Consider the following 19275-nt stretch of genomic DNA (forward strand, 5'->3'; position numbering starts at 1 on the left):
ATTGGCACCATCTTCTGTAAGTGGTGTAGCGCTTTGGTCGTCATCATTGGCAACTGGTGCATCATTTACTGCCGTTACTACAAATGTTATAAGAGCTGTATCGCATAAACCAGCTGGGTCACATAAATTATATGTTAATGTTGCTGTTCCGTTGAAGTTGGTTGCAGGATCAAAAACAAGATCACCTGTATTGATGTCTAAAGTCCATACACCTTGTGCGTTTGTAAATGAATCTTGAACTCCAGCTGTAGCTGTGTCTAAATCAACACTAAATTGTCCAACACCATTTAATGGTCCCGAAGGATTCCCTTCTACATCAGTATCGTTTGTCAATAAATTTACAATCCCATTAATATCATCTTCAGATAATGGATTTGCAGATTCATTATCATCATTTGCTATTGGTGCGTCATTTACTGGAGAAACAACAAAAGTAATAAGAGCCGTATCGCATAAAGCCGATGGGTCACACAACTCATACGTTAAGGTAGCTGTTCCGTTAAAGTTATTTGCTGGATCAAATGTTACTTCGCCTGTTGCTGGATTTAATGTCCAAACGCCCTGTGCATTTGTTAGTATACTTTGAACACCTGAAGATGTAGTATTTAAATCTATAGTAAATTGTCCCGATCCATTTACAGGTGCTGTAGGATTACCTGTTAAATCTGTATCATTTGTAAGTACATTAACTGTACCATTAGCTCCATCTTCTGCAAGAGGCGATGCACTTTGGTCATCATTATTTGCAACTGGTGCATATTGATACAATCCAAAAGAATTATCGCAATCTGAATTATTTACACCTACAAATGCTATAGGGTATGCAACTGGTGTAGATGTCTGTGAGTAACCATTTGCAATAGGTGTTTGTAATTGCACAATATAATTTCTATCATAATATGATTGTATTTGTACATTATCAAAAATAACACGTTCTGTTGTAGCAAAAGTAGCGTTATTGGATTCTCTAAAGCGAATACTTGTTGTTGAAGAAATTAAACCTGTGGGGATAGTAAAGGCCTCACTTCCTGTTGCCACTGCTGTTGTGTTATAAGTAGTTAGCGTCGTCCAAGGGCCAGCTGTGGAAGAAGCAACTTGAACTTCTACAAAATCTGTCGTAGCACTATTGAAAGCCGTCTTGTCGTATGTATAAGTAAGAACTGCGCTTGAAGCGTTTGCAATATTAGCAGACCTTAAAGCACCTGCTTGTGTGGTAGCACCATTTCCTTGTATTTGTAAACCGGCAGCAACAACTCTAATATTGTTTGCATTAAAAGCACCCGCATCAACTATTTTAGTCCAATCTGTCGCCCAATTCAAAGTACCATTACTACCTGTTGCACTTCCTGGGGTAGTAAACTCATCGCGCTGACGGAAATCTTGATTAATATTAAACTGATAAAAACCTAAATTTCCTGTATTAGAACTTGCAACAGTTTGTATTAAATTGTCACCAGCACTAATTACACTATTTTTATCTAAATCTTCATAAAGCTGAACATTAATGTTACCAAGTCCTGTTTCACCAGGATTAGATTGACCGTTAATATTAGAATCTAAATACACCGTACCACATACCGTATTTTGACCTGCAACAACTGGAGCAACAGTGCTAATGTATACAGTAGCAATATCGCAAACACCTTGATCCGGAGATGTAGCGCAAATTTGGTAATTAAAAGAATCTGTACCAACAAAACCCGCATTAGGAGTATAAGTAACTGTTCCATCAGGATTTAAAACTGCCAAACCATTTGCAGGTTGAGAAATTAATAGTACACTTAATGGATTTAAAGTAGCTAGAAATGCTGCATCATTATTTGCTACATTTATATTAATTGGTGTAGTTGGTGCGGTAACACGTCTATCGTCTGTTGCGAAAACTAATTCAGATAAACATTTTGGCTCTATTGTATACCCTACATCTAGTGCAGGAGATCCTGCAGGCGTTCCTCCAAAAGGTCTCTGACCCCAAACGGCAGCCATTGGCACCTCATTACAATTGTAAATAGCCATACCGGTATTGTCACGATCTGGATCTAAAATTAATTGAGATTGCAATTGATTTACTGTAAAAGACACATCATAAAAAGCACCACACGGACTTTGATTAGGTCCTGTAGATACATTACCATCATATTTTACATATATAGTAGTATTTGCAGTAGGTGTAATCCAAACTGGACTATAATTTGCAGAACCATCAGATGAACCTGGTGCCCATGCTAAATTAACAAAACTAGATAAACGTGATTCTGGAATTAAATTATAAGCCCAGTCAAAACCAGTACCCGCAGGGTCGGCATCTACAATACCTACCGCAGTGTATGACTCGCTTCCTGCACTTACAAATTTTGTTGCAGAGGCAGTGTTAGCATTATAAAAGTTGATACCGTTATCACCTGGTACTGTTATTGTACCAGAAAGCGGAGCTGTTCCACTTCTTGTCCAATTTATGGTAATAGGATCAGGATTAGGGTTTACGAAATAAATATAAACAGGTGTTGGCGTTGTTGTATCTGTAGAATATACAGGAGAGTAATAGGTACTTCCATAAAATTGACTAGGTAGAATAGGAATATTACGTGTACCATACGTATCTATACCTCCAAAAAGCAAATCTAGACCTACATTTTTATTAGCACTAACACGAGCACCTGCCTTTATATCATTAGCATTATTTACATCCGTAGGTGCTGTTTCATTACCTGGAGTTCTTGCAGTACCATTATAAAACCAAACTTCTCCTTGGTTTAAAGTAGGTGAAGTAACATCATTAGTACCATCCCCGTTATAATCAAGCTGTACAATTGTACCATTTTCTTGTGCTCGTACAAAAAGACCTGTATATTTAAAAGAACCTGTAGGACCAGCCGTAACATTTTCTCCAAAAGGCAAAACAAAAAACTGTCCAAAACGAGAGGTATCGGCCACATTGGTTTTTACGTTTTGTACATTAAATAAAGGTGTTGCTCCCACAAGTCCATTATCCCCAGAAACTTTCACAACCGAAATGTTTGCTGTAGAAAAAACTTTGTCTTTTCCATCAAATACTACTGTTGATGTAGGTCTGTTCCAAGGGAAATTACTATCTATAGTGATTACACCACCGGGAGGAATAATATCTGTAGGATATCCAGGCGCAGTACCATTCGTTAAAATACCATCACCCCAAACAAGTGTTGAGGGCTGTACCGGACTGTCTATACTTACTTCATACCCATCTTCCCAATGGTCATAAAAAATTACCGTTTTAGGATAAGGTACTGCAAAACTTACAATACTCCTAGCTTGAGCAGTTAAGTTATTTGCACTAGCTGCACTTATTAAACTTTGACGCAATTGCGTATCGTTTTCAGGAAAAGGCAGGTAAAATGTTTTGGATTTATTTGCTTCACTACAAGGGTCATCAAGTAATTGAGCTACTTCTACAGTAACAGTAGCCGTTTTACAAGTAACCGGAAACGTGGAACAAACTTGATAAGTAAATGTATCAGTACCAAAAAAGGAACCAAAAGAAACGTATGTGATTTGCCCGTTTGCACCAACTTGCAATAATCCACCTTCAGGCTCCGTAACAATACTCACAGAAGTTGGATCTACATTACATAAATCATTAGTAAGCACATTAAACGCAACCGGAGTACCTTGTGTCGTTGTATAGCTATCGTTTACGGCTATAACGCTTGTGTTTGATATAGTATGTGTAGCAGTAGCAGTAAAACCACAAGCAGTAGCTGTGGCTGTTATTGTTAATGAACCTGTGTACAATGCTGCAAAAGTAACCTCACCAGTAGCACTATTTATAGTATTACCTCCTACTAGACTTAAATTATCTAAACTATAAGAAATACTAGTTGCATTACTAGAAGTTGCAGTATAAGTCGCTGTACCAGCGCCACGACAACGTTCTGAACTATTACCTAATAAAAATACAGGTGTATTTACTGAAGTAATCACAGATACTGTATGTGACGCACTAGGAGAACCACATCCATTTGAAGTTGCAGTTATAACACTATTACCAGTGTAACTAGCAGTGTATGTAACTTGACCTGTTGCAGCATTTATTGTATTTCCAGCAGCTAAACTTGTAGCATCGAGCGTATAGACAATATTAGTTGAATTTGGCGCTGTTGCACTGTATGTTACATTACCAGCTCCTGCACATCTTTGTGAAGCACTACCCAAAGCAAATACGGGCGGACCAGCAAGAGCAGATGTTGTTATTGTGTGTGTTGCAGTTGCACCGGTACAACCAGGAGAAACAGCATTAGCAGTAACTGTACTAGAACCTACCCATGCGGCTGTAAAAGTTACCTCTCCTGTTGCTGCATTTATAGTATTACCAGCTGCTAAACTTGTAGCATCAAGAGTGTATGATATAGAAGTAGAATTAGCAGAAGTTGCAGCATAAGTTGTAACACCTGAAGCTTGACAACGCGTAGAGGAAGTACCTGAAGTAAAGACAACCGGTCCTACTGCACAAGTATAAGTAATAACTACTCTACCCACTGCACCCGCAGCACCCGCAGTACCAGAAATATCATTAGATCCTCCACCACCTCCGCCAGGAAAGAAACCTGTAACACCAGTACTGCCGGTTCCATTACCACCATTACCACCATTTGCAGGAGCTATCCCACCTGCGCCGGCATTACCACCTCCATTAGTACCGTTTGCGGCAGAACCTGCAGAGGAACCACCACCACCACCACCGGTACCACCACCAACTCCACCGGTACCACCAGCAAAACGAAAAGTACCTATAGTTGCTGCAACAGTACCACCTGCACCACCGGCACCACCAACAGCACCACCACGACCACCCTGAGCAAATATATTTGTTGTACTACCTAAATAAGAATTACCACCAACACCCCCAGCATTTGAACCTGAGCCAGCGGTACCAGCTGCACCCACAACCACTGTATAATTGCCAGCGGTAGGATTGGTAAAGACAGTACGTGCATACGCACCACCACCACCACCACCACCACCATTCGTAGCAGTACTCGCTCCTGCACCACCCCCAGCACCCCATACTTCTACAGTGGCACTAGTTGTTCCAGCAGGTAATACAAAGGTAAAAGTACCCGCTGTATTATACTCTTGTACCGTTTGGGAAAAAATTTTGGTGGAGTTACCTAATAAAAGAAGAAAAAAAACAAAAAATAACCTAAAATTAAATAGTGAGTATTTTTGAAAACATCTCTTAGTAAAGTTGTACATACGCTATATTTATTATATGAATATTATATATTTTTATTTAAACCAATTAAATTTATTTTCTTTAATTGAATCAAAATTATCATTATAACTTAATGCTTAAAAACTAGCATTAACCATATTGCTATGATTAATAACTGGAAAGCATCATATTTAAATAGAAACCTAAACTAATGTCGTAACATGATAACTCAATTAGGTTCTAAATGAAATTTTTCTTTTATGTACGTCAAAAAACTATAAACGGTTTTGTAAAATACAAAAAAAAGAACATTTTTATTATTAAGGACAAAGTTTACAAAAAAAAACTTAAAAAAAAACAAAAAAACAAAAAACCTTTATAATTCTAGCTGTTTAATTGATTTGGCACTAGCAAAATGAATTTTTTAAGAAAAAAGCAAAACAAACTGAAAAAAATTCACACATAAAAAACTAATACCGATTTATTTTTTTAAAAGTATTTTTAATATTCATTAAAACTCATTTAAACTACTTGAACACGCTAAGAAGCTTTAAGCGCACATAAAATTAATATTAATAAGAAATACATAGAAATATATTCAATCAATAACAAAAAAGTGTCAACCAATAGAAATAGTCACAAAACACAATAAAATAATAATATTCTAAATTTAATCACAACCCTCGATTCCGCAGCTGTCTCCGTCGGTAGCATTTAATAGCGTTACTTTTGAATCAAACTTTCCTTCTTCCCATACTTTCTCTAATGTTTTCAGAAAAGTTTCCACATGCTGCGCACCAGAAACTGCATATTTATTATCGAAAACAAAGAAGGGAACACCTTGAACACCCACAGATTGCGCCTCTTCAATATCTTGCTGCACTTCATTTGCGTAAGCATTAGAATGCAATACTTCATCAATGGATTCAGCGTTCAGTCCTACTTCCAATCCCAATGCTTTCAATGTATCTAAATCATTTATATTCTTGCCATCGGTCAAATACGCTTTGAACAGTAATTCTTCTAAGTCATTTGCCAAATTATACTTTTTAGCCAAATGCAACAAGCGATGCGCATGCAATGAATTGGCCATAACCGCTTTTTCGAAATGGAAATCCAATCCTGAATTTTTAGCATTTTGAGTCATATTATCAAGCATCTCTTGTGCCCAATCGGTATCTTTTCTATATTTCTCTGCCAAATGCTCGACCATATTATCATCGGGAGAAGCAATAAAACTTGGGTCCAACTGAAAGCTTTTCCATTCAATTTCAACTGCATCTTTATGTTCGAAATTTTGTAAAGCACCTTCTATTCTCCTTTTTCCTATATAACAAAACGGACACATGATATCCGACCAGATTTGTATTTTTAATGTATTTCTCATCTTACTTCTTTTAATTAAACTCAAAAATCAATTGTGTGGTACAAAATTAATCAATTCTATTTTGAGCTTTTTTGTTTTAGTATTTAATTATAGATACTGAAATAATAAATATTTATTCAAATCAATAAAGCACCTTTGAACCAAAAAAAAACCATCAAAATTGCTCTTGATGGTTTTCTACATATTTTTCAAACTTTAGCTTAAGCCAATAAATCCAACACAAATGAAGGGAACAACCCTAATACGACATTCAAAACAATTGCTATAACGGCAACAGCATAAATAATAACCGGAGCTCCTTTTCTTTCTTCGTTTGGTTCTTTAGTGTACATCGCCAAAATTAATTTGAAGTAATAACCAACACTTATAATTGAATTTACTACAGCTACAATTACTAAAGCCAAGTAACCCGCTTGAATCGTTTGATTGAACAAAACCAACTTAGCAAAGAATCCTGCAAAAATTGGAATACCAGCCATTGATAGTAAAGCTGCCGTAAGAATGGCGGCTAACAATGGATTTGTTTTTCCTAATCCGTGGAAATTAACCACATCTTCGTTGTCTCTATTTTTACAAACGTATAAAATTACACTAAAAGCTGCGATTCCTGATAAAGAATACGCTGAGGCATAATACAACAAACTTCCAGCTGATGTAGACAAACTCAATAAAGTCATCAACATAAACCCAGCGTGGGAAACCCCTGAAAAAGCCAACATACGTTTTACATTCGTTTGTCTCAATGCCATAATATTACCAACGGTCATCGAAGCCATAGAAATAATAACCACTACCATTTTGAATGACTCTGAAACATCTGCATTCATAACAGATAATAATTTGTACAAAGTCGCCATCGCAACTACTTTCGCTAAAGTGCTCATCAATGCCGTTGTCAACGCTGGAGAACCTTCGTAAACGTCCGGTGCCCAGAAATGAAATGGAACTGCAGCAACTTTAAATAACATTCCGATTGTTACCAATACAATTCCTATTGGAAACCAAACTGGCAACTCAGCTGATTGTGATAATTCACTAATTTCAGTAACATCAAAACTTCCCATGGCACCGTAAATTAAACAGATACCAAAAAGAATGATTCCCGAAGCAAAAGATCCCATCAAGAAATACTTCATTCCAGCTTCGTTACTTTTTAAATTCATACGGTCACTTGCCGCAAGAATATAAAGCGCAATGGACAATACTTCAATTCCTAAAAAGAACATTGCTAAGTTTCCAAAAGAAACCATTGCCACTGCTCCTGCCAATAAAAATATTTTTATGGCAATATAATCAGAGATTTTAGATTGGTGATTTTCGTAAAAGTTATGTCCTAGAGCTACCAAGAAAATAGTAAGCACGATAAACAAAGACGAAAAAGTACTAGAAAATTTACTCACAACAATCATGTTGTTGTAGTAACTCTCCGTAGAATTAAATTCAGATATGGTTAAACCCAGCACTGCCAATAATCCAAGTATTGTTATTGGAACAATGGCTTTCCTTAAATTAAAAATTTCAAATAAAAGGCATAAAACACCTAATCCTATTATAGCTATTAATGTATTCATTTTTTTATTTGACTTAGTTAATTCGGTTTATTTGAGTTAAAATTTCTTCCAGACTTGGCGTAATCAAATCGGTAATTGGTTTTGGATACATCCCAAAAAAGAACAAAACACCAATTATAAGTACCAATGTTATTCCTTCATTGACAGTTACATCAGCAAAAGGCTTTGAATTGGTTTCTCCCAACATAGCATGTTGAAACATTTTCAACATATAATACGCTCCTAAAATTATGGTTGTTCCTCCTAAAATGGCAAACCAAATATTAATTTGTGAAAGACTGTATAAAACGGTGAATTCTCCAATAAAGTTAAAAGTAGTTGGTAAGGCAACAGATGCTAAAACCAAAATCAAAAACATCGAAGTGAATTTTGGTGATTGCGTACGAATACCGCCCATTTCAGCAATGGCTCTAGTTTCGTATCTTCTAAAGATAATTTCAGCGGCATAAAACAATCCAACAACTACAAATCCGTGTGCAATCATTTGTAAAACTGCACCACGCAATCCGTCTAATGTCAAAGTGTACGTTCCGGCTGCTATTAATCCAACGTGTGCCAAGGAAGAATACGCTAATAATTTCTTTAAATCTTTTTGTTTCAATGCTACAATAGATCCGTAAATCACACCTGCAATTCCAAGTCCTATGAAAATATACATGTATTCTTTGGCTGCCAATGGCGCCAATGGCAATTGCCAACGGACAACACTGTACAATCCCATTTTTAGCATGATACCAGACAAAAGCATGGTACCAACAGTTGGCGCTTTTTGGTACACATTTGCTTGCCAAGTGTGGAAAGGAATTAATGGAATCTTAATGGCATACGCTAAGAAGAAAGCCAAGAATATCCATAATTGTTCCGTTGCTGTTAAGTTCAACTTGTATAAATCTTCTAATAAAAGACTTCCTGCTTTTTGATACATATAAACAAAAGCAACCAACATAAATAAAGAACCTGCAAGTGTGTAGATAAAGAATTTAACTACCGCTTTTTTGCGTTCTTCAGTATCTCCGTTACCCCAAATTAAGGCGATAAAGTAAATAGGAATCAATGCTAATTCCCAGAAAATATAATACAACAAACCATCTGATGCCAAGAAAGTTCCTGCCATTGCAAACGCCATAAACAAGATTAAAGCATAAAATGATTTTGAATTTTTATAGTCATTTCCAAAAGAGGAAAATATAATTATTGGAGTCAAAACTGTGGTCAACAACAGCATTGCCATTGATAATCCATCTGCTTTTAGAGCAAAAGAAATATTAGGCTGCGTAATCCACTGGTTGATGAAACTGATGTTTTCACCTAAATTATAGTGATTTAATAATACAATAGAAGCGCCTGCAGCAGCTAATCCAAAAAACAAAGCCACTTTTGAAGCCAGTTTATCGCCTGCAAGAAAAGTTGCAAACGCACCAACCAAAAGTATAATTAATATTAGAGATACATTCATAGTATAAGATTATTGAGCTAAAAATAAATAAGAAACAATGGCACAAAGCCCTAATACGAAAACAAAAAGATAAAGACCAATGCTTCCATTTTGTATTTTCTTTCCTTGGTAACTTATTTCGTTGGTAACTTTTCCGAATCCAAAAACTAAAGCTGACAAACCAGTTTCTACAGTGTCCCTGAAAAAACGAGACAAGAAATTAATTGGTTTAACAAAAATAGCGTCATAAAATTCATCAACATAATATTTATTGTAAAGCACTTTAGAAAATCCTGTAATAGCAGCATCTTCTGTTGGAACTGTATTTTGTTTGATGTATTTGGCGTATGCAATACCAATTCCTACTAATCCACCCACAACAGCAATAGCCATCAAGATATATTCAGTAGTTCCTAAATGGTGTTCAGCGGTTGCTAATTTTGGTAAAATTGGAATCAAATAATGATTCAACCAACTGTTTCCAGGCAAACTAATCATACCACCGATGGTAGCCAAAATTGCTAAAACAATCAAAGGAATGGTAATCAAAGAAGGACTCTCGTGCAAATGGTGTTTTTGTTCTGCGGTTCCTCTAAATTCTTGGAAGAACGTTAAAAACATTAAACGGAACATATAAAAAGCAGTCATTATAGAGGCAACCGAAGCCACAACCCATAACGGAATATTATGATGGAAAGCCACTAATAAGATTTCGTCTTTCGAGAAAAATCCTGAGAATAATGGAACTCCGGAAATTGCTAAAGAAGCAATCAACATTGTTGCAAAAGTAATTGGCATAGCTTTTTTCAAACCACCCATGTTGAGCATGTCTTGTTCTCCGTGCAAAGCATGAATTACAGAACCTGAACCCAAGAACAAACAAGCTTTGAAGAAAGCGTGCGTGATTACGTGGAAAACAGCTACTTCATAAGCGCCTAAACCTAAAGCCAAAAACATTAACCCTAATTGAGAAACAGTAGAATAAGCCAATACTTTCTTAATATCATTTTGAACTAATCCGATAGTTGCAGCTACTAAAGCAGTAACCGCTCCAACTACAGCAATTATCGATTGCACATCTGGAGTCAAATCAAATAAGAAATTCAATCTGGTAATCATAAAAATTCCTGCAGTTACCATCGTAGCCGCGTGTATCAATGCTGAAACTGGTGTTGGACCAGCCATCGCATCTGGTAACCACGTATACAGTGGAATTTGTGCTGATTTACCGCAAGCTCCAATGAATAAAGCAAATGCAGCAACAGAAAGCCAATACATATCAAGATTTGTTGCACCAGCAATAGCCGTTTTTAAAGTAGCATAATCTAAAGTTGAGAATAAATTTCCAAGAATGAAAATCCCAACTAACAAGCCTAAATCACCAATACGGTTCATGATGAACGCTTTCTTAGCAGCGTCATTGTACTCTTGGTTTTTATGCCAGAATCCAATTAACAAATACGAACAAAGACCTACGCCTTCCCATCCAATGAACATTACTAATAAGTTACTTCCTATTACCAAAGTAATCATGAAGAATATAAACAGATTCAAATACGCGAAAAACTTGTGCATATTTTCATCATCGTGCATGTAACTGATCGAATACAAATGAATCAAAGACCCAATTCCAGTTACGAAAAGCAACCATAAAATAGATAATTGGTCCAATTGAAATCCAAAATCAACATTGAAATTACTGATTTGGATCCAATCAAAAAGTGAAATTCGAATTCCTTCCGGTTGCGCAGCTATTCCACTGAAGAAATAAGCAGTTACAATAAAAGAAACTATCACTGAAAGTGTTCCGATTATTCCTGAAAGTGATTTCCCAAGGCTTTTGCCAAAGAAAACATTGATTAAAAATCCTAAAAAAGGAGCAAGAACTAAAACTAAAGCTATATTGGTATTCATTTCCATTTATCCTTTTAAGTTTTTTAAATTATCGATAGTAATTGAACCTAAATTTCTAAAGATAGAAACCAGAATCGCCAATCCTACCGCAACTTCTGCCGCAGCAACAGCCATCGAAAAGAACACAAAAACTTGTCCTTGCGCATCTTGATGATAGGTCGAAAATGCTACAAACAATAAGTTTACTGCATTCAGCATAATTTCAATTGACATAAATACGATAATGGCATTTCGTCTGTACAACACTCCGAAAACGCCAATACAAAAAAGTATTACGCTTAGGAATATATAATTTTCAATACCAATGTGGTTTAAAATATTGTTCATCTTATTTTTGCAATTTTTCTTTTTTAGACAATAATACAGTTCCAATCATAGCAACCAAAAGTAATATAGAAGCAAATTCAAACGGAACCATATATTCATTCAGCAGTATTTTACCCAATACCTTTATAGATTGATAATCTTCGCCGGTAGTTACGTATTCTCCAACAATAGGTTTTGAGTTGATAAAAATGGTTATCAAAACCAAACAAATCAAACAAAAAGAAACAATAGCACCTAACCTTGTGATCCTTGGTTTATGCACTTCATGTTCTTCATTTAAATTCATCAACATGATGGTGAATAAAAACAAAATCATAATCGCTCCAGAATACACAATAATATGCACTATCGCCAAGAATTGAGAATTCAATAATAGATAATGACCTGCAATCGAAAAGAAACAAATCACTAAATAAATAGCGCTGTGAATCGGATTTTTGCTAAAAATTGTCAAAAATGCGGTTGCTAATGTGATAGCAGCCAATACACAAAAAATTATAAGTATCGTAGACATTAGTTAGCGTTTTTAAGTTGAGCGTTTTTCATTGCCATTTCCAGAGGCATGACCAATTTGTCTTTTCCAAAGATAAAATCTTCTCTTTCGTAACTAGACGGAACTAAAACTTTAGAAGTTGTCAGGTAAATGGCGTCTTTAGGACAAGCCTCTTCACACAATCCACAAAAAATACAACGCAACATATTAATTTCATATATCGACGCATATTTTTCTTCTCTGTACAAATGTTTTTCATCTGCTCTGCGTTCTTCAGCCTTCATCGTAATCGCTTCCGCAGGACAAGACAACGCACATAAACCACAAGCCGTACAGTTCTCACGACCTTGCTCATCACGTTTCAACATGTGCTGACCGCGATACACCGGACTCATTTCACGTACTTGCTCCGGATATTGAATCGTTACTTTTCTAGTAAACAAATGCTGAATCGTAATTATCAAACCTTTGACAATCGCAACAAGATACATTCTTTCCCAAAAAGTCATCTCCTTGTTAGAGACTTGCTTTTTTCTTCCCGATAAGGATATACTTTCTATTGACATTTTTTATTTTTATTTGAAGCTTAATCCTGCTATCCGTTTCAATCTTTATTGTTTTTTAAAGAAAAAACAATAAAGGATTTCCACTGCTATCAGGGCTAGGGCTTTTTCGGTACTGATTAAAATCCTAAATAAGTTGCAATTTCACTTCTCAAAATTACAATTCCGGTAATTATAATATTAATGATCGACAATGGTATTAATATTCTCCAACCCAAATGCATCAATTGATCGTATCTGAATCTTGGAATAGTCCAACGAACCCACATATAGAAAAATATGAATCCGCACAATTTGATAAACAAAGCACCAAATCCTAAAATGTTGGCAATATTTACACCCCAATTTTCAACCACCCAACTCATTCCAGGATAATTATAACCTCCAAAGAATAAAACGGCTAAAATAGTAGAAGAAATGAACATATTCGCATATTCAGCAAATAAATAGAATCCCATTTTCATTGATGAATATTCCGTATGATAACCTCCAATTAATTCACTTTCGCATTCCGCTAAGTCAAAAGGAGTTCTGTTCGTTTCTGCAAAAGCACAAATCAAAAATATAATAAAAGATAACGGTTGGTAAAAAACATTCCAGTTCATACCTGCTTGTTGTGCCGAAATCTCTCTTAAACTCAACGTTCCGGTCATCATTAACAAAGCAATCATCGAAAGTCCCATGGCAACTTCATAAGATACCATTTGCGAAGCAGCACGAACCGCACCCATCAAAGAGAATTTATTATTAGATGCCCAACCACCAATCATGATTCCGTAAACACCTACTGAAACAACTCCAAAAAAGTATAATAATCCAATGTTTAAATCAGTGGCCTGCAATAAAATATCTCTTCCAAACAAATGCAATTTATCTCCCCAAGGAATTACGGCACTGGTCATTAATGCGGTACTCATTGCAATTGCAGGACCTACAAAAAACAAAAATCTGTTTGGTGTATTTGGTTCAAATTCTTCTTTCGAGAATAATTTTAAACCATCGGCAAGCGGTTGAAACAATCCAAAAGGACCGGCTCTATTTGGTCCAACACGATCTTGAAGCCAAGCGGCAACTTTTCGTTCAGCCCAAGTGGAATACATTGCCATTAACATTGTCAAAGCAAAAACTGCAACAATAATGACACTTTTTTCTATGATAATAGTACTATCCATTATTACCCAAGCTTTTTTGATTAATAATGTCTTCTTCGGTCAATGGAATTTCGACCATGCTTATTTTCTTACGGTCTTCTTCTCTACCTAAAAGAATATTTTCTTCAGTAGCGATTTCCACTTTTTGTAATTTTCTGTTGTATTTATTTTGATTGATAACCGAATCTTTTTCGAATGCTCTTGGTCCTTCAATAGTCCAATCAGCTATGTCTTTGTGGTCAAAACGACATCCATTACAAATAAATTCATCTACTTCATGGTACTCATCTTTTCTTCCGGTAACACGTTGGATTTCGTCACCAAACATCCAAACAGTAGTTTTTCCAGAACAAGTAGGGCAATCTCTGTGTGCATTATAAGGCTTGCTGAACCAAACTCTAGATTTAAATCTAAATGTTTTATCAGTTAAAGCACCTACCGGACAAACATCAATCATATTTCCGGAGAATTCATTATCAACCGCTTTTGAGATACAAGTTGATATATTAGAATGATCTCCTCTATCCATTACTCCGTGTACACGATCGTCAGTCAACTGATCTGCAACCATTACACAACGGTAACAAAGGATGCAACGGTTCATGTGCAATTGAATATTTGGACCAATGTTTTCTGGCTCAAAAGTTCTTTTTTCTTCGATAAAACGAGTTTCTGATTTCCCGTGTTCGAAGCTTAAATTTTGCAAATCACATTCTCCTGCCTGATCACAAACCGGACAATCTAATGGGTGATTGATCAATAAAAACTCTGTTACAGATTTTCTGGCTTCGGTTACTCTCGGTGAAGATTTACTGTTCACTTCCATTCCGTCCATACAACCGGTAACACAAGATGCCATTAATTTAGGCATTGGTCTTGGGTCGGCTTCACTTCCTTTGGAAACTTCAACTAAACAACAACGGCATTTTCCACCGCTACCTTTTAGTTTAGAATAATAGCACATCGCTGGCGGAACTACTTCTCCACCTATCATACGTGCTGCCTGCAGGATTGTTGTTCCTGGTTCTACTTCTATGCTTTGACCGTCTATGGTTACTTTCATGTTTAAAGTCTTAACGTCTTAATGTCAAATGTCTTAATGTCGAATACATTTCGACTTCACTTCTTTTGACTGTCATTTAAATATTTTATAAATCCACTTATTAATTTTGAAATATCTGAAACATTCTCAAATAAATCGTCAAATTCTATTTTTGTAATATAATTTAAATCCAATGCTAAATACAATTGTGATCTTACTTCTGCAGAAGATGCTTTAGCCACGTACAAAAAATATATAAATTCTTTATCCGTGTTTCTTTCAAATCCTTCTGCAATATTTGATGAAATTGAAATTGATGCCCTTCTAATTTGCCTAACTAAATCAAAATCTTTTTTAAATTCTGCACCATTGGTTATTTCATAAATCCGTTTGTTGAAAATCCTTGATTTTTTCCAAGAATTAATTTCTTCAAATGAATTAAACCTTCCCATTTCCGTTATGACTTTAAGACATTGGACATTATGACTTTGGAGAAAGGCTCCGCAACAAAATGATCTCTATGTTTTATTTTTTCTGGGAAACGAATATGGTATTCAAACTCCTCTCTAAAGTGACGAATTGCCGCTGCCACTGGCCAAGCTGCTGCGTCACCTAAAGGACAAATGGTATTTCCTTCAATTTTACTTTGAATGCTCAATAGCAAATCGATATCTTCTTCACGACCGTGACCGTTTTCGATTCGGTGTAATACTTTTTCCATCCAACCGGTACCTTCACGACAAGGAGAACATTGTCCACAACTTTCATGGTGGTAAAAACGAGAGAAATTCCAAGTATTACGAACAATACAAGATGTATCATTGTAAACAATAAATCCGCCTGATCCTAACATAGAACCTGTTGCAAATCCACCGTCACTTAATGATTCGTATGACATCAAACGATCTTCACCGTTTGCAGTTTTGTAAATTAAATTCGCAGGTAAAACGGGAACAGAACTTCCTCCCGGTACAAATGCTTTCAAAGGTCTGTCAGAACTCATTCCGCCTAAATATTCATCAGAATTCATGAATTCGTAAACACTTAAACCCAATTCAATTTCATATACACCAGGATTTTTGATATGTCCTGAAGCCGAAATTAATTTGGTTCCTGTAGAACGTCCAATACCAATTTTAGCATATTCTGCACCTGTATTATTGATAATCCAAGGCACAGCGGCAATTGTTTCCACATTATTCACAACCGTTGGATTTGCCCAAAGTCCTGAAATTGCAGGAAATGGTGGTTTGATACGAGGATTTCCTCTTTTACCTTCCAAGGATTCAATTAAAGCAGTTTCTTCACCACAAATATAAGCTCCGGCACCACAGTGAACATAAAGTTCTAAATCATACCCTGAACCTAATATATTTTTACCCAAAAATCCAGCAGCTTTTGCTTCGTTAATGGCTCTTTCTAATATTTTATACACCCACATGTATTCTCCACGAATGTAGATGTAGGATAGGTTTGCACCCAAAGCATAGCTGGAAGTAATCATTCCTTCAATCAATAAATGAGGAATAAATTCCATCAAATAACGGTCTTTGAAAGTTCCTGGCTCTGATTCATCCGCATTACAAACTAAATGTCTTGGTTTTCCTGATTTTTTATCAATAAAACTCCATTTCATTCCTGCTGGGAATCCTGCTCCACCACGACCACGCAATCCTGAAGTTTTCACTTCCTCAACTACTTCGTCTGGCGTTAATGTTTTTAGGGCTTTTTCTACTGAAGCATAACCACCGTTTTGACGGTATACTTCGTAAGTTTTAATTCCTGGAATATTTATTTTGTCTAATAATATTTTTTGTGACATATTATTTATCGTGTAATATTATTGTATCGTTTTTGCAATCTTCAATTAACTGGTCGATTTTTTCTGCCGTCAAATGTTCTTTGTAAAAATCGCCTAATTGCATCATTGGAGCGTAACCACAAGCGCCTAAACATTCAACTCCTCTCACTTCAAACAGACCGTCTGGAGTAGGTTCACCCACTTTTACACCTAATTTTTCACAGGTATAATCCATTAAATCTTCAACCCCGTTCAAACAACAAGGAGAAGTTTGACAAAATTCGAACATGTATTTTCCAACTGGTCTTTGGTTGTACATCGTATAAAACGAAACTACTTCATAAACTTCAATTGGTTTAATCAAAAGGATTTCGGCTACTTTATTCATTAATTCAATACTCAACCAATTCTCGTGAGCATCTTGAACTTCATGTAAAACAGGCAATAAAGCCGATTTTCTTTTGTCTTCAGGATAATGACTAATCAATTCATTGATGCGGGTCATCAATGCTTCAGTCATATTTATTTCTTGTTTGTGATAAGTTCTTTCCATTTTTTTTTAAATCTGAAATCTAAAATTGTTAAGCAACAATCTGATATCTTTTAAGCGTCTAATTCTCCGGCAATAACATTTAAACTTGACAAAATAACAATTGCATCCGATAGTAATGAACCTTTAATCATTTCTGGATACGCTTGATAGTAAATAAAACAAGGTCTGCGGAAATGTAATCTATATGGAGTTCGACTTCCGTCAGTTACCAAATAGAAACCTAATTCTCCGTTTCCTCCTTCAACAGGATGATAAATTTCAGCAACTGGAACAGGAACTTCACCCATAACAATTTTGAAATGGTAAATCAACGATTCCATACTGGTGTAAACATCTTCTTTTGGAGGAAGGTAATAATCCGGAACATAAGCGTGAAAGTCATTTCCTTCCGGCATTTTTGCTAAAGCTTGACGAATGATACTCAAACTCTCCCAAACTTCGGCATTACGAACGCAAAAACGATCGTAAGTATCTCCAGATTTTCCAACAGGAATAATAAAATCAAAATCTTCGTAAGAAGAATACGGTTGCGCTACACGAACATCATAATCAACACCTGCAGCACGTAAATTTGGACCTGTAAACCCATAAGCCATAGCTTGTTCAGCAGTTATCGCTCCAACATTTACAGTTCTGTCAATAAAAATTCTATTTCTTTCGAATAAGTTTTCAAATTCTTTCCAAGCTGCTGGAAAGTCTTGTAAAAACACATCTAATTTTCTAAAAGCTTCTGGTGACCAATCTCTTTCGAAACCACCAATTCTTCCCATATTAGTTGTTAAACGAGCTCCACAAATTTCTTCGTAGATTTCGTATACTTTCTCTCTAAATTGGAACACATATAAAAATCCGGTATACGCTCCGGTATCCACACCAAGGATTGAATTACAAATGATATGATCGGTGATTCTTGCCAATTCCATTACAATAACTCTTAAATATTGCGCTCTTTTAGGAACTTCAATATCCAATAATTTTTCTAATGTCATCCACCATCCCATATTGTTTATAGGAGATGAACAATAGTTCATTCTATCAGTAAGAGGTGTGATTTGGTAAAAAGGACGATTTTCAGCGATTTTCTCGAAAGCTCTGTGAATGTAACCAATGGTTGGTTCCGCTTCTAGAATTCTTTCTCCATCCATCAACAAGATATTTTGAAAAATACCATGTGTAGCTGGGTGAGTTGGCCCTAAATTCAGGATAGAAAGCTCGCTTCCATCTTCATTTAGTTGTTCTTTTATTCTTTTAGCATAGCGATGCTCTGGTGGTAATAATAGTTCTGACATTTATTTAATGTGAAAAATTATAATAGTGTGTGTTTTTAATAATTGTCGGTTGTTCTTCCAAAGAAACGATCATCTTTATCTGTTCTTCCGCTATCTTCCATTGGAAATTCTTTTCGCATTGGAAAAGAAATCATTTCATCCATATTCAAAATACGTTTCAATTGTGGATGACCAATGAAGTTTATCCCATAAAAATCATACGTTTCTCTTTCCATCCAGTTAGAACTTAAGAAAATGTTTGATATCGTTTTTATTTCTGGGTTTTCACCGTTGATAAATGCCTTAATTTTAATTCTTTTGTTTTCGTACCAATTGTGTAAATGGTACACAACTGCAAATTGATGATCCACATCATTATCAGGATAGTGAATCCCACACAAATCAGTTAAAAAATGAAAACGTAATGTTGGGTCATTCTTCAAAAAAAGAATCACTGCTGTAATTTTATCGGCAGCGACTTCAAATGAAAATATATCTCTTTCCTGATTGAATTCAAAAACAGCTGAATCAAATGTTTCAACTAATTTTTCTTGGATTTGTATCGTTTCTAGCGCCATT

Annotated in this window: 15 protein-coding genes; all 15 read right to left on the reverse strand. The window is 35.7% G+C overall.

The genetic code is table 11. The features are described 5' to 3' along the window. Positions 1-5232: Ig-like domain-containing protein (locus ACNQF6_RS15200; protein ID WP_417966821.1), on the reverse strand; the 5232-nt coding region annotated here is incomplete at its 3' end. A 629-nt stretch (positions 5233-5861) separates the two neighbouring features. After that, complete coding sequence (locus ACNQF6_RS15205) at positions 5862-6578, reverse strand: DsbA family oxidoreductase (RefSeq protein ID WP_417966823.1); 717 nt, start codon at positions 6576-6578, stop codon at positions 5862-5864. Positions 6579-6778: 200 nt separating this feature from the next. Beyond that, complete coding sequence (locus ACNQF6_RS15210) at positions 6779-8149, reverse strand: NADH-quinone oxidoreductase subunit N (protein ID WP_417966825.1); 1371 nt, start codon at positions 8147-8149, stop codon at positions 6779-6781. 13 nt (positions 8150-8162) lie between these two features. Next, the gene (locus ACNQF6_RS15215; RefSeq protein ID WP_417966828.1) at positions 8163-9605 is read right to left on the reverse strand and encodes a complex I subunit 4 family protein; all 1443 of its coding nucleotides are present in this window, start codon (positions 9603-9605) and stop codon (positions 8163-8165) included. Between the two features lie 9 nt (positions 9606-9614). Next, positions 9615-11498, reverse strand: a complete 1884-nt coding sequence (gene nuoL, locus ACNQF6_RS15220) for an NADH-quinone oxidoreductase subunit L (RefSeq protein ID WP_417966830.1) — start codon at positions 11496-11498, stop codon at positions 9615-9617. Between the two features lie 6 nt (positions 11499-11504). Further along, positions 11505-11825, reverse strand: coding sequence for an NADH-quinone oxidoreductase subunit NuoK (gene nuoK, locus ACNQF6_RS15225; protein ID WP_066079401.1), 321 nt, complete (start codon positions 11823-11825; stop codon positions 11505-11507). Between the two features lies 1 nt (position 11826). Next, a complete protein-coding gene (locus ACNQF6_RS15230; protein ID WP_282713893.1) occupies positions 11827-12339 on the reverse strand; it encodes an NADH-quinone oxidoreductase subunit J family protein in 513 nt (170 codons plus the stop codon). Continuing rightward, positions 12339-12884, reverse strand: coding sequence for a NuoI/complex I 23 kDa subunit family protein (locus tag ACNQF6_RS15235; protein ID WP_091172451.1), 546 nt, complete (start codon positions 12882-12884; stop codon positions 12339-12341). Before ACNQF6_RS15235 ends, ACNQF6_RS15230 begins: the two co-directional genes overlap by 1 nt. A gap of 116 nt (positions 12885-13000) precedes the next feature. Further along, positions 13001-14053 carry an NADH-quinone oxidoreductase subunit NuoH gene (gene nuoH, locus ACNQF6_RS15240; protein WP_417966833.1) on the reverse strand — a complete coding sequence of 351 codons (1053 nt, stop codon included), beginning with the start codon at positions 14051-14053 and terminating at the stop codon, positions 13001-13003. After that, positions 14046-15095 carry an NADH-quinone oxidoreductase subunit G gene (locus ACNQF6_RS15245; RefSeq protein ID WP_099713776.1) on the reverse strand — a complete coding sequence of 350 codons (1050 nt, stop codon included), beginning with the start codon at positions 15093-15095 and terminating at the stop codon, positions 14046-14048. The genes nuoH and ACNQF6_RS15245 overlap by 8 nt, the downstream gene beginning before the upstream one ends. Positions 15096-15151: 56 nt before the next feature. Then, positions 15152-15526: a four helix bundle protein gene (locus ACNQF6_RS15250; RefSeq protein WP_417966835.1), complete on the reverse strand. Its 375-nt coding sequence runs from the start codon at positions 15524-15526 to the stop codon at positions 15152-15154. A 5-nt stretch (positions 15527-15531) separates the two neighbouring features. Beyond that, entirely contained in the window at positions 15532-16896 is a 1365-nt protein-coding gene (nuoF, locus tag ACNQF6_RS15255; protein WP_417966837.1) for an NADH-quinone oxidoreductase subunit NuoF, read from the reverse strand. Position 16897: 1 nt separating this feature from the next. Beyond that, positions 16898-17428 carry a complex I 24 kDa subunit family protein gene (locus tag ACNQF6_RS15260; protein WP_305628922.1) on the reverse strand — a complete coding sequence of 177 codons (531 nt, stop codon included), beginning with the start codon at positions 17426-17428 and terminating at the stop codon, positions 16898-16900. Between the two features lie 50 nt (positions 17429-17478). Further along, positions 17479-18717: an NADH-quinone oxidoreductase subunit D gene (locus ACNQF6_RS15265; protein ID WP_417966839.1), complete on the reverse strand. Its 1239-nt coding sequence runs from the start codon at positions 18715-18717 to the stop codon at positions 17479-17481. Between the two features lie 35 nt (positions 18718-18752). Further along, positions 18753-19274, reverse strand: coding sequence for an NADH-quinone oxidoreductase subunit C (locus ACNQF6_RS15270; protein WP_099713780.1), 522 nt, complete (start codon positions 19272-19274; stop codon positions 18753-18755). Position 19275: the final 1 nt, after the last annotated feature.

This window comes from Flavobacterium pasteuri, from assembly GCF_048286615.1.
In the GTDB taxonomy this organism is placed as follows: domain Bacteria; phylum Bacteroidota; class Bacteroidia; order Flavobacteriales; family Flavobacteriaceae; genus Flavobacterium.